General features: G+C 70.8%; 14 protein-coding genes. 8 read left to right on the forward strand and 6 right to left on the reverse strand.

The features are described 5' to 3' along the window. The first annotated feature begins 40 nt into the window (after nucleotides 1-40). On the forward strand, nucleotides 41-817 hold the full coding sequence (locus AX721_RS17800; RefSeq protein ID WP_068877322.1) for an exodeoxyribonuclease III: 777 nt from the start codon (nucleotides 41-43) through the stop codon (nucleotides 815-817). A 15-nt stretch (nucleotides 818-832) separates the two neighbouring features. On the opposite strand, the gene AX721_RS17805 is transcribed toward AX721_RS17800, so the two are convergent. Genes AX721_RS17805 through AX721_RS17815 form a run of 3 tightly spaced genes read right to left on the reverse strand, consistent with a single transcriptional unit; the run spans nucleotide 833 to nucleotide 3,519 of the window. After that, nucleotides 833-2,266, reverse strand: coding sequence for an amidase family protein (locus AX721_RS17805; RefSeq protein WP_068877323.1), 1,434 nt, complete (start codon nucleotides 2,264-2,266; stop codon nucleotides 833-835). A 5-nt stretch (nucleotides 2,267-2,271) separates the two neighbouring features. After that, nucleotides 2,272-3,078: a 4-hydroxy-tetrahydrodipicolinate reductase gene (dapB, locus tag AX721_RS17810; RefSeq protein ID WP_255373668.1), complete on the reverse strand. Its 807-nt coding sequence runs from the start codon at nucleotides 3,076-3,078 to the stop codon at nucleotides 2,272-2,274. A 48-nt stretch (nucleotides 3,079-3,126) separates the two neighbouring features. Beyond that, the gene (locus tag AX721_RS17815; protein WP_068877324.1) at nucleotides 3,127-3,519 is read right to left on the reverse strand and encodes a DUF2237 family protein; all 393 of its coding nucleotides are present in this window, start codon (nucleotides 3,517-3,519) and stop codon (nucleotides 3,127-3,129) included. 60 nt (nucleotides 3,520-3,579) lie between these two features. On the opposite strand from AX721_RS17815, the gene AX721_RS17820 reads away from it, so the two are divergent. Together AX721_RS17820 and AX721_RS17825 are read left to right on the forward strand one after the other, a co-directional pair. After that, a complete protein-coding gene (locus tag AX721_RS17820) occupies nucleotides 3,580-4,449 on the forward strand; it encodes a CoA ester lyase (RefSeq protein ID WP_068877325.1) in 870 nt (289 codons plus the stop codon). Next, a complete protein-coding gene (locus tag AX721_RS17825) occupies nucleotides 4,446-5,084 on the forward strand; it encodes a hypothetical protein (RefSeq protein ID WP_156467232.1) in 639 nt (212 codons plus the stop codon). Before AX721_RS17820 ends, AX721_RS17825 begins: the two co-directional genes overlap by 4 nt. 162 nt (nucleotides 5,085-5,246) lie before the next feature. Here AX721_RS17825 and AX721_RS17830 read toward each other — a convergent pair whose 3' ends face one another. Continuing rightward, a complete protein-coding gene (locus tag AX721_RS17830; RefSeq protein ID WP_082769869.1) occupies nucleotides 5,247-5,666 on the reverse strand; it encodes an HIT domain-containing protein in 420 nt (139 codons plus the stop codon). A gap of 79 nt (nucleotides 5,667-5,745) precedes the next feature. Here AX721_RS17830 and AX721_RS17835 point away from each other — a divergent pair, with 79 nt between their 5' ends. Beyond that, on the forward strand, nucleotides 5,746-6,732 hold the full coding sequence (locus AX721_RS17835; RefSeq protein WP_068877328.1) for a malate dehydrogenase: 987 nt from the start codon (nucleotides 5,746-5,748) through the stop codon (nucleotides 6,730-6,732). Nucleotides 6,733-6,950: 218 nt separating this feature from the next. Here AX721_RS17835 and AX721_RS17840 read toward each other — a convergent pair whose 3' ends face one another. Next, nucleotides 6,951-7,562: a glutathione binding-like protein gene (locus AX721_RS17840; protein ID WP_068877329.1), complete on the reverse strand. Its 612-nt coding sequence runs from the start codon at nucleotides 7,560-7,562 to the stop codon at nucleotides 6,951-6,953. 75 nt (nucleotides 7,563-7,637) lie between these two features. On the opposite strand from AX721_RS17840, the gene AX721_RS17845 reads away from it, so the two are divergent. Then, the gene (locus AX721_RS17845; RefSeq protein ID WP_068877330.1) at nucleotides 7,638-8,258 is read left to right on the forward strand and encodes a TetR/AcrR family transcriptional regulator; all 621 of its coding nucleotides are present in this window, start codon (nucleotides 7,638-7,640) and stop codon (nucleotides 8,256-8,258) included. A gap of 48 nt (nucleotides 8,259-8,306) precedes the next feature. On the opposite strand, the gene AX721_RS28040 is transcribed toward AX721_RS17845, so the two are convergent. Further along, nucleotides 8,307-8,804, reverse strand: coding sequence for a hypothetical protein (locus AX721_RS28040; protein WP_082769867.1), 498 nt, complete (start codon nucleotides 8,802-8,804; stop codon nucleotides 8,307-8,309). 189 nt (nucleotides 8,805-8,993) lie between these two features. Between AX721_RS28040 and AX721_RS17855 the strand changes: the two genes are divergently transcribed. The 3 genes from AX721_RS17855 to AX721_RS17865 all read left to right on the forward strand — a co-directional run bounded on the left by AX721_RS17855 (nucleotide 8,994) and on the right by AX721_RS17865 (nucleotide 13,795). Further along, a complete protein-coding gene (locus tag AX721_RS17855) occupies nucleotides 8,994-11,276 on the forward strand; it encodes an NADP-dependent malic enzyme (protein ID WP_068877331.1) in 2,283 nt (760 codons plus the stop codon). A 98-nt stretch (nucleotides 11,277-11,374) separates the two neighbouring features. Then, on the forward strand, nucleotides 11,375-12,427 hold the full coding sequence (locus AX721_RS17860; RefSeq protein WP_068877332.1) for a class I SAM-dependent methyltransferase: 1,053 nt from the start codon (nucleotides 11,375-11,377) through the stop codon (nucleotides 12,425-12,427). A gap of 63 nt (nucleotides 12,428-12,490) precedes the next feature. Further along, nucleotides 12,491-13,795, forward strand: a complete 1,305-nt coding sequence (locus AX721_RS17865) for an Hsp70 family protein (protein WP_068877333.1) — start codon at nucleotides 12,491-12,493, stop codon at nucleotides 13,793-13,795. The last annotated feature ends 219 nt before the right edge of the window (nucleotides 13,796-14,014 follow it).

Consider the following 14,014-nt stretch of genomic DNA (forward strand, 5'->3'; position numbering starts at 1 on the left):
GCAAGGAACAAGCTCCGCCTGCAGCGGTTCTCACCCCTGCGTGCGGATAGCCACCTACAATGTGAACGGCGTCAACGGCCGGCTGGACACCCTCCTGGCGTGGCTGGAAGAGACGCGGCCCGATGTCGTCTGCCTGCAGGAACTGAAGGCGCCGGAGGAGAAGTTCCCCGAAACGGCCCTGCGCCGCGCGGGCTACGAGGCGGTGTGGCACGGGCAGAGCCGCTGGAACGGCGTGGCGATCCTCGCCCGGGGCCGCCGCCCGATCGAGACGCGGCGGGGCCTGCCCGGCGACCGGGGCGACATCCAGAGCCGCTATGTGGAGGCGGCGGTGAATGGGGTGCTGGTCGCCTCGCTCTATGCCCCGAACGGCAATCCGCAGCCGGGGCCCAAGTTCGAGTTCAAGACGGCCTGGCTGGCCCGGCTGGAACAGCACGCCGAAAGCCTGCTGGCCACCGGCCAGCCGGTGGTGCTGGCCGGCGATTTCAACATCATCCCCGAGCCGCGGGACGTCTATGCGCCGGAGCGCTGGCTGGACGACGCCCTGTTCCACCCCAATGTGCGGGCGGCCTATGCGCGGCTCCTGGCGCAGGGCTGGACCGACGCGCTGCGGACGCGGTTCCCGGACGAGCGGGTCTACACCTTCTGGAAGTACTGGCGCGGCGCGCTGGAGCGCGACGCCGGCCTGCGCATCGACCACCTGCTCTTGAGTCCGGCAGCGGCGCCGCGGCTGAGGGACGCCGGCGTCGACCGGGCGTTCCGCGCGCGCGCCGGCGCCAGCGACCACGCGGCGGTGTGGGTGGAGCTGGCCGAGGCTTAGCCGAAGACGCCGGGCCTACCGCGGCGGCCTGACGTAGCCGCGGATGTTCTCGTCGATGGCCTGGGCGATGGCGAGGGTGCGGGCGTCGCCGGCGTGGGGGCCGATGAGCTGGGCGCCCACGGGAAGGCCGCCGGCGGTGAACCCGACGGGCACGGCGGTGGCGGGGAGGCGCAGGGCCGTCGCCACCGAGATCCAGGTCAGCATCGAGTTGTAGGGCAGCGTCCGGCCGTCGGAGGTGGCGAGGGTGCGGCGCTGGAACGGGCGCCTGTCGTGCGGGAAAGCGGCCACCGGCGCGATGGGGGCCAGGATCGCGTGCCAGCCCTCGAACGCGCCCGCGATCTCGGTGCGCAGGCGGGCCCTGACGGCGTCGGCGGCCATCCACTCCGTATGTCGGGCGGTGTAGGCCATGACCATGGCGGCGTTGGACAGGGGACCGGCCCGCTCCACCTGTCCGCGCATGACGAAGCGCATCCGCTCCATGCCGCGCAGCGTCTTGGGCGGCAGGTCCTCGCCCAGCACTCCGCCCAGGAGGGTCATGTAGGCGTGCAGCAGGGCGCGCATGTCGACCGGGCTGGGGATGGTCTCGACCTCGACGCCGGCCTCGCGCAGCTGGTCGGCGAAGGCCTGGATCGCGGCGCGCACCTCGGAATCGAGCGGGCAGAGCGGATCGTCCAGCCAGAGGCCGATGCGGGTCTCCTTGAGGTAGGCGGGATCGGCTTTGGGCGCGCGGGGGCCGTTCTCGATCACCGACAGCAGCAGGCGCAGGTCACGGGCGGACCGCGCCATCGGGCCGATGACGTTCAGGTCGCGTTCGACGTGGGAGCCGGGGGCCGGCGGGACGTGGCCGCGCTGGCTGACCAGTCCCCAGGTCGGCTTGTGGCTGAACACGCCGCAGAAGCTGGCGGGAACGCGCAGGGAGCCGCCGATGTCGGAGCCGATCTCCAGCGGCGTCACCCCCGCCGCGAGCGCCGCCGCCGCGCCGCCCGACGAGCCGCCGGGCGTCCGCTTGAGGTCCCAGGGGTTGTTGGTGGCGCCGTAGAGGGCGTTGGCGCTCTGCCAGTCGGCGGCCAGGACAGGCACGTTGGTCTTGCCCCAGACGATCGCCCCGGCCCGCCGGGCATGGCCCACGGCGGCGGCGTCCTCGGTCATCCGGCGGCGGAATCCGGGCAGGCCGGAGGAGGCGGCCATGCCGGCCACGTCGAAGGTGTCCTTCACCGTCATCGGCAGGCCGGCCAGCGGCCCCAGGACCTCGCCGCGCGCGCGGGCGTCGTCCAGCGCCCGGGCGCGCTCCAGCGCCCGCTCGGGATCGGCGGCCACCACGGCGTTCAGGTCGCCGTGCGTCTCGGCGTGGCGGGCGAGGACAGCCTTCAGCAGCTCCACCGCCGAGACGCGCCTGGAGGCCAGGGCGATGAGCTGGCTGGTGGCGTCCTGGTCGAGGAACTCGCCCATCAGCCTCAGGCCTTCGCGAAGCCCAGCACGTCCTGCATGTCGTAGAGGCCGGGCGGCCGGCCCGCGACCCATCTCGCCGCGGCCACCGCGCCGCGAGCGAACAGTCCCCGGTCGCGCGCCGAGTGGCTGAGGGTCAGGATCTCGTCGTCGGCGGCGAAGGTGACGCTGTGCTCGCCGACGATGCCGCCGCCGCGCAGCACCGAGAAGCCGATCTCCTGCGCCGGCCGCTCGCCGGTGATGCCGTCGCGGGCTCTACGGGCCACCTGGGAGAGGCTGACGCCCCGCCCCCGGGCGGCGGCCTCGCCCAGCATCAGGGCGGTGCCCGACGGGGCGTCGACCTTGTGCCGGTGATGGGCCTCGAAGATCTCGATGTCGTAGGTCTCGGCGGGCAGCGCCCGGGCCGCCTGGGCGACGAGGCCCATGAGCATGTTGAGGCCCAGGGAGTAGTTGCCGGCGAAGACGATGGGCGTGCGCCGGGCGGCCTCCGCGATGTCGGCCCGCTGGTCGTCGGTGGCGCCCGTGGCGCCGATCACCAGGGCGACGCCGGCCTGGCCCGCGCGCTGCGCCAGGGCGGCGGAGGCGGCCGGGGTCGTGAAGTCGATGACCACACCCGCGGCGGCCAGCGCCTCGTCCGCCGTGACCAAGCCCTCGCCCTCGGCCCCTGGACGGTCGAACCGGGCGACAAGGTCGAGCGTGGGATCGGCCCGGACGGCGGCGGTCACCGCCTGGCCCATGCGGCCCAGCGCGCCGGCGACGGCGATCTTGATCGGGGCGGCGGACAGGACGGTCTCTCCAGGTTTCCGGCGGGCCAACGCTAGTTCCCGCGCGCCGCGCGTCGGGTCAATGGCCGGTTGAGGCCGTCAGGCCTTCACCGCATGGTCCTTGAGCACGCCCAGCGGCACGATCGCCAGGGTCTCCTCGTGGGTGCTCTCCAGGACCACCTGCGGCGCGGCGCCGGAGTCGAGGGCTTCCTTCCAGCGCGGGGCGCACAGGCACCAGCGGTCTCCGGGCTTCAGGCCCGTGAAGCCGAGGTCGGGCCTGGGCGTCGACAGGTCGTTGCCCACGCTCTTGGAATAGCTGAGGAATTCGGCGGTCATCACGGCGCAGACCGTGTGCATGCCCACGTCGTGCGGACCGGTCTCGCAGCAGCCGTTGCGGAAGAACCCGGTCACCGGGTCCAGCGAACAGGGGACCAGTTCGCCGCCGAGGACATTCCGGGCGCCGGCGTCGTAGCGGATTGGGCGCGTAGCCATGGGCACATCCTAAACGCTAGAACCTGCGTATCGCCAATGCGCGAAGGAGCCGCCGTCCACATGAACCGCATCGCCCGCCCCCGACGCAGCGCGCTCTACCTGCCGGCGTCCAATGCGCGGGCGGTGGACAAGGCGCGCGCCCTGCCCTGCGACGTGGTGATCCTGGACCTGGAGGACGCGGTCGCGCCGGACGCCAAGGCCGAGGCCCGCGCTGGCGCGGTGGAGGCCGTGAAGGCCGGCGGCTTCGGGGGCCGCGAGGTGGTGATCCGGGTGAACGGCCTGGATACGCCGTGGGGCGAAGAGGATCTGGCCGCCGCGGTCGCGGCGCGCCCCGACGCGGTGCTGATCCCCAAGGTCTCGACGCCGGAAGACCTGTCCGCGGCCCGGGCGCGGCTGGGCGAGGGCCTGCCGATCTGGGCGATGATCGAGACCTGCGCGGCGATGTTCCGGCTGGACGGCCTGGGTGCGGAATCGGTGAACGTCGGCGTCGACGCCTGGGTGATCGGGTCCAACGACCTGGCCAAGGAGATGCGCTGCGTCCTCACCGTGGACCGCGAGCCGCTGGCGGCCGCCTTGTCGCTGGCCCTGATGGCCGCCCGCGCGCACCGCCTGACGATCCTGGACGGGGTGTTCAACGAGATCGCCGACGCCGAGGGCCTCGTGCGCCAGTGCGCTCAGGGCGCCGCCTTCGGCTTCGACGGCAAGACCCTGATCCATCCGACCCAGGTCGAGCCCGCCAACGCCGCCTTCACGCCCGATCCCGACGCCGTGGCCTGGGCCCGGACCGTCGTGAGCGCGTTCGAACAGCCGGAGAACGCCGGCCGGGGCGTGCTGAAGGTCGAGGGGCGCATGGTGGAGCGGCTGCACTTCGCCGAGGCCCAGCGGCTGCTGTCGGTCGCCGAGGCGATCGCCGCGCGGGAAGCCGCATGAGGCGGGCCGCGGCGCGATTGGCCCTCGGCCTGGCGGTGCTGGCCGCGCCCGCGGCGCGATCGCAGCCCGCCCAGGATCCGATCGACGCCCTGCTGCGGCCGCTGCCGAAGGACGCCGACGTCGAGGAGGAGGCCGAGGCGGCTCCGGCCTCGTCAGACGCGGCACAAGATCCGGCGCTGCCCGCCGGGCCGCAGCCCTACCGCCCCTACGTCCCGCCGCCGCATCCGACCCTGACCGCCCCGGTCTTCGTGCATGAGACCGGCAAGAATCCCGACCCGCCGGCCACGCCGACCGAGGCGGCCTACGACAGCCGCCTGCGCTCTTCGGCGGCATCCGTGCAGGGCTTTCAGGGACCGATGGACGGGGGCTGGACGCTCTCGGCGGGCGGACAGGCGCTGTATGCCCTGCAGCTCACCGACCGGAACGGGACGGTGGAGGGCGCCTGGCGCGACCTGCGGCGAAGCGGGGCGCTGGACGCCTACGGCTTCTTCGACATCATCGAGCGGACGGGCGGCCGCCTCACGTTCCGCTTCGCGGACGGGATCGTGGCGGAGTTGCATCCGGACGGCGGACGATGGACAGGAGAGCTCGTCGAAGGCGCGCGGCGTGAGACGGTGAGCCTGATCCGACGCTAGCCAATCCCGCCTTTGTCATCCCGGTTTTGGCGCAGCCAAAGACCGGGACCCCGATCTGTTGCGGCGGGGAAGGGGCGAACCGGCGCCGCTGTGATTGCTGGGCTGAAGCAACACATCGGGGTCCCGGTCTTCGCTTCGCGAAACCGGGATGACAGAGGGGGGTTACAGGCCCAGGGCCACTTTCGCCGCCGCAATCGCCTCCGCCAGGGCGTCCGGGGCATAGGCCTCCGCCGTCCCCACGCCCCACACCGGTCCCGGCCAGGCGGGGTCGTCGGCGCGGCGGCCGACCACATGGATGTGGAGCTGGGGCGTGACGTTGCCGAGCTGGCCGACGTTGAGCTTCTCGACGGGGCGGCCCAGGGCGGCGCCCACGGCCCGGACCGCGGCGCCGGCGCGCACGATCTCTTCCATCAGGGCGGCGCGGTCGTTCGCGGACAGGTCCTCCAGTTCGCGAGCGCCCGCGACGCGCGGGATCAGGACGATCCAGGCATAGCGCGCGTCCGCCTGCAGACGCACATGGCTGAGCGCCAGGTCGCCCAGCGCTTCGGAGGTCGGCGGGAAGGCGGGTTGCAGCTCGAACATGGCCGATAGCGCGTGCGGCATTGCAGCATGGGCGTCAACGGGCTACGGACCCGCCGACATTTCAACACGGAGCAGTATCATGGCGAAGAAGCCCATTCGCGTGGCGGTCACCGGCGCGGCCGGCAACATCGGTTACGCCCTGCTGTTCCGCATCGCCTCGGGCGAGATGCTGGGCAAGGACCAGCCGGTGATCCTGCAACTGCTGGAGATCCCGGTCGAAGGTCCGCAGAAGGCGCTGAAGGGCGTCGCCATGGAACTGGAAGACTGCGCCTTCCCGCTGCTGCAGGACATGGTGCTGACCGGCGACGCCGACGTGGCCTTCAAGGACGCGAACTGGTGCCTGCTGGTGGGTTCCAAGCCGCGCGGCCCCGGCATGGAGCGCGCCGACCTCCTGAAGGACAACGGCAAGATCTTCATCGCCCAGGGCCAGTCCATCGACAAGGTCGCGGCCGATGACGCCCGGGTCGCGGTGGTGGGCAACCCCTGCAACACCAACGTGATGATCGCCGCCAGCCAGGCCAAGCGCCTGACCGCCGACCGCTTCACCGCCATGGTGCGCCTGGACGAGAACCGCGGCCGCGCCCAGCTGGCCAAGAAGGCGGGCGTGTCGATCAACGAGGTCAGCGACCTCTTCATCTACGGCAACCACAGCCCGACGATGTTCGCCGACTTCACCCACGCCAAGATCGGCGGCAAGGCGGCGGCCGACGTGATCAACGACCGCGCCTGGCTCGAGAATGAGTACCTGCCCACCGTCGGCAAGCGCGGCGCGGCGATCATCGACGCCCGCGGCCAGTCCTCGGCGGCGTCGGCGGCCAACGCCCTGATCGACCATGTCCGCGACCTGTCGACCCCCGGCGCCATCCACTCGGTGGCGGTGTCCAGCGAGGGCCGCTACGGCTTCGCCGAAGGGGTCTGGGCCGGCATGCCGGTGAAGACCACCGCGCCGGGCGCGTACGAGGTCATCACGTCCTACGAGATGGACGACTTCGCCAAGTCGAAGATCAAGATCACCAACGACGAGCTGATCGGCGAGCGCGACACCGTCAAGGATATGATCGGCTAAGGCGCGAAGCGCCGCTTCCGCCACGCGGGAGACGTGCGCGCCGCAGCGATTGAGGGGGCCGCGCGGCATGTCCGGCGGCCCCTTCTTCATTTCTGAGGTGCGCCAGCGCGGGGAAGAGCACCGCCAAGACGCCAAGGACGCAAAGAGTCCGAAGCGCCGAGAGCCCCTTGGCGAACTTGGCGTCTTGGCGGTTCCGGACGGCGCCAGCGGCGCCCGGCTCAAGCCGGCTGGAAGAGGGCGAATTCTTCCTGCATGGCCTTGCTCACGGCCGGTCGGGCCATAAGGCGCTGCTGGTAGGCCTGGATGGCGGGGTACGGCGAGAAGTCCAGCTTCACCGCCATGTTCCAGTTGAGCACCGCGGCCAGGTAGGCGTCGGCGACGCTGAACTCGTCCAGCAGCCATTCGCGCCCGGTCAGGTGGTCGTTGAGATAGGCCAGGCGGGAGGCGGCGTCCTCCTCGGCCTGGGCCTTGCCGTCCGCCGGCCAGGTCGGGCTGAGCAGGGGGGTGAACACCGTCTTGTGCAGCTCCGAGCCGATGAAGCTCAGCCACTGCTGGAGCTGGTAGCGGGCGACGCCCGACGGCGCGAGGCCCGCCTCGGGCTTCCGGTCGGCGAGGTACTGCAGGATCGCCGCGTTCTCGGTGAGCACGAGGCCGTCGTCGGTGCGGAGCGCCGGCACGAGGCCCTTGGGGTTGATCCGCCGGTAGTCCTCGCCCGAGGCGGTTCGGCCGGCCTTGGTGTCGACCCTCTGGAACGCGGCCTCCTGGCCGCTCTCGTACAGCGTGATGCGGCTGGCCAACGAGCAGGCGAGCGGCGAGAAATAGATGTCCATGGGATCCTCCCGGGGGCGCTGTTGATATTCGTACCGTTTCGCACAAAATAGAGGCGGTCAAGGATTCTTTGCGGAATGGTACAAAAAGAGCCGAAGCCTCGGGGCCGGCCGCGTTCGTTCGATCCGCACGAGGTGCTGGATCGCGCGCGCGCCGTGTTCTGGAACCTGGGCTACGCGGCCACGTCGCTGGACGACCTGGCCGCGGCGACCGGCCTGAATCGTCCGAGCCTCTACGCGGCGTTCGGCGACAAGCATGCGCTCTACATGGCCGCGCTCGACCGCTCGCGGCAGGAGGCGGGCGCCGCGCTCTCGGCGGCGCTGGCGACGGCGTTGCCGCTCCGGCAGGTCCTGGGGGTCATCTTCGACCGGACCGTCGACATCTATCGCGCCGGCGAGGCCGGTCAGCGCGGCTGTTTCCTGATCGGCACGGCGGTCACCCAGGCCGTGGACGATCCGGCGGCGCGGGACCTGCTCTCCCGATTCATCGCCGAGACGGACGCGGCCTTCACCGGCCGGTTCGAGCGCAGCGCGGCCGAGTTGGCGCCCGGCGTGACGCCGACCATCGCAGGGCCCATGGCGAGCGCCACGTTCCATACGCTGGCGGTGCGGGCCCGAACGGGTGTCGGCGGCCCGGAGCTGAAGGCGATCGGCCGCGGGGCGGTGGCGCTGATCTGCGGGCCCGCTGCCCACGCATGAAAAAGGGCGGCCAGGCCGGCCGCCCTCGTTCAGGCTTCGCCGAAGAGACTACTTCTTCTTCAGCATGCCCTTGATCTCGGCCTGGGTGGCGTTGACCGTCGCGGCGCCGCCATCGACGGCGAGGCTGGACGTGTCGACCGCGAAGGTGTCGGCGCCCATCTTGATGGTGGCCGTCTTCTTGCCGTCGGCGCCGGTCTTCACGTCGGAGATCTTGCCGATGGTGGCGCCGGTGTTGTCCTTCACGTCCATGCCGGTGGTGACGCTGACGTCGGCGCCGGCCGCCGAAGCGCTGGCGGCGGAAGCGCCGGTGGCGCTCGCGCCAGTGGAGGTGGTGGCCGTGTCGTCAGCCGGCGGCGTCGCGGCCGTGGCCGGAGTCGCCGGCGTGGCCGACGAGACACCGGGTTCGGCGGGCGTCGCCGGGGTGGCCGGTGTCGCCGGCGTCGCGGCCGTGGACGGCGGCGTCGCAGGATTGGCGCTCTGCGCCAGGGCCGGCGCGGAGGTCAGGGCGAGCGCCGCAGCTGCGGCGAAGGCAAGGCGTTTGTTCATAGGCATGCATGCTCCCATATGCGCGCCCCCGCACCCGGCTTCACACAACCCATAGCGCCGGTGATGGTTCCTCACGCTGAAGCTCCCCCTGCGTGACAGACCGCCGCAGCAAGCGTTGTCCGCCTGGGCCCGGGTCTATAGGTTGGCGCTTCTTTTCAGACAGAGCCCGGGGGACGGGGCAAAGCGCGCATGGATCAGGTCGAGAAACGCACCTTCACGGACGAGGAGGCGCTGAGCTTCCACCGCTACCCGACGCCCGGGAAGATCGGCGTCACGGCCACCAAGCCGATGAGCACGCAGCGGGACCTCAGCCTGGCCTATTCCCCGGGCGTGGCCGTGCCGGTCCTGGCCATCGCGAAGGATCCCGAGCTGGCCTACGAGTACACGTCCAAGGGCAACCTGGTGGCCGTGATCTCGAACGGCACCGCCATTCTCGGCCTGGGCAACCTGGGCGCGCTGGCGTCGAAGCCGGTGATGGAAGGCAAGGGCGTGCTGTTCAAGCGCTTCGCCGACGTCGACGCGATCGACGTGGAGATGAGCTGCACCGATCCCGACGAGATCATCACGGTGGTCAAGAACATCGGGGTCACCTACGGCGGCATCAACCTGGAAGACATCCGGTCCCCCGACTGCTTCCGGATCGAGACCGAGCTGCAGGAGCTGCTCGACATCCCGGTCTTCCACGACGACCAGCACGGCACCGCCATCATCTGCTCGGCGGGCCTGATCAACGCCTGCGAGATCACCGGCCGCAAGCTGTCGGAAGTGAAGGTGGTCCTGAACGGCCCCGGCGCGGCGGGGATCGCCACCCTGGGCCTGATCAAGGCCATGGGGGTGAAGCCGGAGAACGTGATCGCCGTCGACCGCAAGGGCGTGCTGTACCGCGGCCGCCAGGAGGACATGAACCAGTGGAAGTCCGCCCACGCGGTCGAGACCGACAAGCGGACGCTGGCCGAAGCGCTGGTCGGCGCGGACGTGTTCATCGGCGTGTCGGCCAAGGGCGCCCTGACCAAGGACCTGGTCGAGACGATGGCCCCGCGACCGATCATCTTCGCCATGGCCAATCCGGACCCCGAGATCACGCCGGAGGAAGTCTATGAGGTCCGCCCCGACGCCATCGTGGCCACCGGGCGCAGCGACTATCCGAACCAGGTCAACAACGTGCTGGCCTTCCCCTACCTGTTCCGGGGGGCGCTGGACGTGCGCGCCCGGCAGATCAACATGGAGATGAAGATCGCCACGGCGAACGCCCTGGCGATGCTCGCGCGGGAGGACGTGCCGGACGAGGTGGCCGCCGCCTACCACGGCGCCCAGCTGAAGTTCGGGCCCGAGTACATCATCCCCACGCCCTTCGACCCGCGGCTGCTCGCCTACATCCCGCCGTTCGTCGCCCAGGCGGCCATGGACACCGGCGTGGCCCGCAAGCCGATCGCCGACATGGACGCCTACCGCGCCTCGCTGGCGCAGCGGATGGACCCCACCGCCGCCTTCCTGCAGAAGCTGCAGGGGGTGGTGCTCAGCGGGCCGCGCAAGACCATCGTCTTCGCCGAGGGCGAGGAGCAGAGCGTCATCCGGGCCGCCTACGCCTTCCAGACCCAGGGCCTGGGCAAGGCGATCCTGGTGGGCCGCGAAGACCTGGTGCACGAGAACATGCGCGCGGCGGGCCTCGACCCGGACGAGGCCAATATCGAGGTGCTGAACGCGCGGGTCTCGCACCACAACCAGGCCTCGGTGGACTATCTCTATGGGCGTCTCCAGCGCGAGGGCTATCTGCGCCGCGACGTCCAGCGCCTGATCAACCAGGACCGCAACAGCTTCGGCGCCGCCCTGGTCGCCCTGGGCCATGCCGACGGCATGGTCACCGGCGTGACCCGCAACTTCGACCAGGTGCTGGAAGAGGTGCTCAACGTCATCGACCCCGCGCCGGATGGGCGGGTGATCGGGATGAGCGTGGTCATGGCCAAGGGCCACACCCTGTTCATCGCCGACACCAACGTCACCGAGATGCCGGTGGCGGAAGAGCTGGTGGAGATCGGGATCGAGGCCGCGCGCGCGGTCCGCACCCTGGGCTACGAGCCGCGGGTCGCCTTCATGAGCTATTCCACCTTCGGCAACCCGATGGGCGAGCGGTCGGAGCGGGTGCGCGACGCCGTCGCCATGCTGGACGAGATGGAGGGCATCGATTTCGAGTACGAAGGCGAGATGCCGCCCGAACTGGCGCTGGATCCGGAAAGCCGCGGCGCCTATCCGTTCATGCGCCTGACCGGCCCGGCAAACGTGCTGATCATGCCGGCGATCCACTCGGCGGCGATCTCGACCCAGCTGGTCAAGTCGCTGGGCGGGGCCGAGGTGCTGGGGCCGATCCTGCTGGGCCTGTCCAAGCCGGTGCAGATCTGCCCGCTGGGCGCGTCGGTCTCCAAGATCCTGAACATGGCCACCATGTGCGCCTACGACCGACCGCCCGCCGACTGAAACAGGCGTTTCGTCGAGGCCGGCTATCCGGCCGGCCGTCCGACGAAATAACCTCCGACACGCGCGTATCGGCGTAGCGTTGCGGTGGAGTGAGGGTCGTGTCGTCCAGCTATCTCATGACGCTCGACCCGCCGTATGAACTGGGCGACGACGCGACCACCTTCACCTTCGGCGGCTGGACCGAGGTGAATGACGAGGGCGCGCCGCGGGTTGCGCTGAGCCTCAACGGCCGCCCGGCGCCGCTGACGGTCTATCCGCGCCCGCAGGTCCGCGACCATTTCCCCGGCATCCGCGTGCGCGGCGTCCGGGCCGAGGTCGACTTCGCCGCCTTCCTGGCGGGCGTCGACCTGCAGCAGGACCGCGGCGGCTTCCTGATCGAGGCCGAACTGCGCTCGGACCACCGGGTGCGGGTGTTCGAGTACGCGGTCAGCCCGGGCTGGATGCGCCGGGTGTTCGGCGAGGGCCCGCGGGCGCGGCCCACGCCTCCGGCGCACCTGCAGATCCGCGTCGCCGGCGCGGCCGCGGGCGCGTACTGCCGTACGGGCGAGGCGGAGGCCGGGCGTGTCGTGGCGATAGCGGCGGAGGCGGGCTTCCCCTTCACGCCCGGGCAGCAGGTGCTGGATTTCGGGAGCGGGCCCGGCCGCCTGATCTCGGCGCTCGCGCCGCGCCATCCGGGGGTCCGCTTCCACGGTACGGACATCGATCCCGAGGCGATCGGCTGGGCGCAGCAGGCGCTGGCGGATTTCGGCGTATTCGGCGTCAACCCCCACCTGCCGCCCATGGCCTATGCGGACGGGACGTTCGACCTGGTCTTCAGCCTGTCGACCTTCACCCACATGCCCGAGGATCACCAGTTCGCCTGGCTGGACGAACTGCGCCGCGTGCTGAAGCCGGGCGGCCTGCTGCTCACCACGATCATGAATCCGTTCGCCTACGACCTGCCGCCGCACATCGCCGCGGCGGCGAGGTCGCACGGATTCGCCTATTGGGCGGACGCGGCCGAGACCGAGGGCTTGCCAAGTTTCTATCGCCTCGCCTACCACACGCACGACTACGTGCGCCGGACCTGGACGCGTGGTTTCGAGGTGCTCCGCATCGGCGGGCACGACCTCAACGACACACAGGATTCGGTTCTTCTCCGACGGATCTAACCCTCGCCAGGCCGTCCCAACCGCTCGCGCCGAGCGGACGCCGGCGCGTGGCCGGAGGGTGAGATGAGCGCGCCCTACAGCCTCGGCATCGATTTCGGGACGACCAACACCGTCCTCAGCCTGGCCGATGAGTCGGGCCCGGCCAGGCTGGTGCGGTTTCCGGCGCCGGAGGGAGAGCTGTTCGCCTTCCGGTCCTGCCTATCGTTCTACGCGCCTCCGGACGTCCCCAGCGAGCGGTCGATCGCGGCTGGCCCCTGGGCCATCGAGGCCTATGTGGAGGACCCGGCCGAGACCCGGTTCATCCAGTCGTTCAAGAGCTTCGCGGCCCAGGAGAGCTTCACCGAGACCCAGATCCTGGGGCGACGCTACCGGTTCGAAGACCTACTCTCCACCTTCCTCCTCAAGGTCCGGGACTATGCCGGGGGTGAGCTCACCGGCCTGCCGGAGCGGGTGATCGTCGGCCGGCCGGTGAAGTTCGTGGGCGGTTCGCCCAACGAAGCCCTCGCCCTCTCGCGCTATGAGACCGCCTTCCACCGGATGGGCGTGAAGGAGGTGCTCTACGCCTACGAGCCGGTGGGCGCCGCCTTCTTCTTCGCCCGTGAGCTCGACCACGACGCCACCGTGCTGGTCGGCGACTTCGGCGGCGGCACGTCGGATTTCTCGATCATCCGGTTCGAGCGCGAGGCGGGGGCAATGCGGGCCATTCCGCTGGGCCGCGCCGGCGTGGGCGTGGCGGGGGATGCGTTCGACTATCGGATCATCGACAACCTGGTGTCGCCCGAGCTGGGCAAGGGGTCGAGCTACACCTCCATGGGCAAGGTGCTGCCGACGCCCAACCGCTACTACGCCGCCTTCGCCCGCTGGGACCAACTCGCCCTGATGCGGGCGAGCCGCGACATGCGCGAGATCCGCCGGCTCGAGCGCGACGCGGTGGAGCCGGAGAAGATCGCTCGCCTGATCGAAACCCTGGACGAGAACTACGGCTACCGGCTCTACCGCGCCGTCTCGCGGCTGAAGGAGGCGCTGTCGTCGCAGGACGCCGCCGAGTTCCGGTTCGAGGCGGGCTCCATCGGCATCGTGCGCGATGTGGCGCGCTCCACCTTCGAGGGCTGGATCGCGCCGGAGCTGGGCCAGATCGAGACCGCCGTGGACGCCGCGCTCGCCGACGCCGGCCTGACGCCGCAGGGGGTGGACCGGGTGTTCCTGACGGGCGGGTCCTCGCTGGTGCCGGCGGTGCGGGCGATCTTCCATCGCCGCTTCGAGCCCGGAAGGATCGAGACGGGCGCGGAGCTGGAGTCGATCGCAGCTGGACTCGCGCTAATGGCGAGGGAATCCGATTTGAGCCGCTGGACCTCGCGTGTGGGGTGAATTCCTGCGTGGGAAGTCGGTCGTAACCCGCTGACTCGGCAAAAGTTTCGTCACAGTTTTATTGATCGGTCGCGAAGCCTCGCCGTAGGAACGGCCCCGATCGCGGAGCCTTTGCCTCGCCAGTATGGCGGGTCTCATCTGTTCAGGCGGCGCACCTTGGGCGTCGCGGCGGTTCCGGGCGCTGGCGTTGGCGGTGCTCTGTGGCGTTCTCGTTTTTCC

Origin of the sequence: Phenylobacterium sp. CCH9-H3 (genome assembly GCF_001557235.1) — a bacterium.
GTDB lineage: Bacteria > Pseudomonadota > Alphaproteobacteria > Caulobacterales > Caulobacteraceae > Phenylobacterium.

What these genes read in the sequence shown, in the direction of transcription:
- AX721_RS17840 (WP_068877329.1), bottom strand. Translation starts at nt 7,562, where the DNA reads ATGGACATCTATTTCTCGCCGCTCGCCTGCTCGTTGGCCAGCCGCATC.
- AX721_RS28040 (WP_082769867.1), bottom strand. Translation starts at nt 8,804, where the DNA reads ATGAACAAACGCCTTGCCTTCGCCGCAGCTGCGGCGCTCGCCCTGACC.
- AX721_RS17855 (WP_068877331.1), top strand. Translation starts at nt 8,994, where the DNA reads ATGGATCAGGTCGAGAAACGCACCTTCACGGACGAGGAGGCGCTGAGC.
- AX721_RS17815 (WP_068877324.1), bottom strand. Translation starts at nt 3,519, where the DNA reads ATGGCTACGCGCCCAATCCGCTACGACGCCGGCGCCCGGAATGTCCTC.
- AX721_RS17865 (WP_068877333.1), top strand. Translation starts at nt 12,491, where the DNA reads ATGAGCGCGCCCTACAGCCTCGGCATCGATTTCGGGACGACCAACACC.
- AX721_RS17820 (WP_068877325.1), top strand. Translation starts at nt 3,580, where the DNA reads ATGAACCGCATCGCCCGCCCCCGACGCAGCGCGCTCTACCTGCCGGCG.
- AX721_RS17845 (WP_068877330.1), top strand. Translation starts at nt 7,638, where the DNA reads ATGGTACAAAAAGAGCCGAAGCCTCGGGGCCGGCCGCGTTCGTTCGAT.
- AX721_RS17835 (WP_068877328.1), top strand. Translation starts at nt 5,746, where the DNA reads ATGGCGAAGAAGCCCATTCGCGTGGCGGTCACCGGCGCGGCCGGCAAC.
- AX721_RS17825 (WP_156467232.1), top strand. Translation starts at nt 4,446, where the DNA reads ATGAGGCGGGCCGCGGCGCGATTGGCCCTCGGCCTGGCGGTGCTGGCC.
- AX721_RS17830 (WP_082769869.1), bottom strand. Translation starts at nt 5,666, where the DNA reads ATGTTCGAGCTGCAACCCGCCTTCCCGCCGACCTCCGAAGCGCTGGGC.
- AX721_RS17805 (WP_068877323.1), bottom strand. Translation starts at nt 2,266, where the DNA reads ATGGGCGAGTTCCTCGACCAGGACGCCACCAGCCAGCTCATCGCCCTG.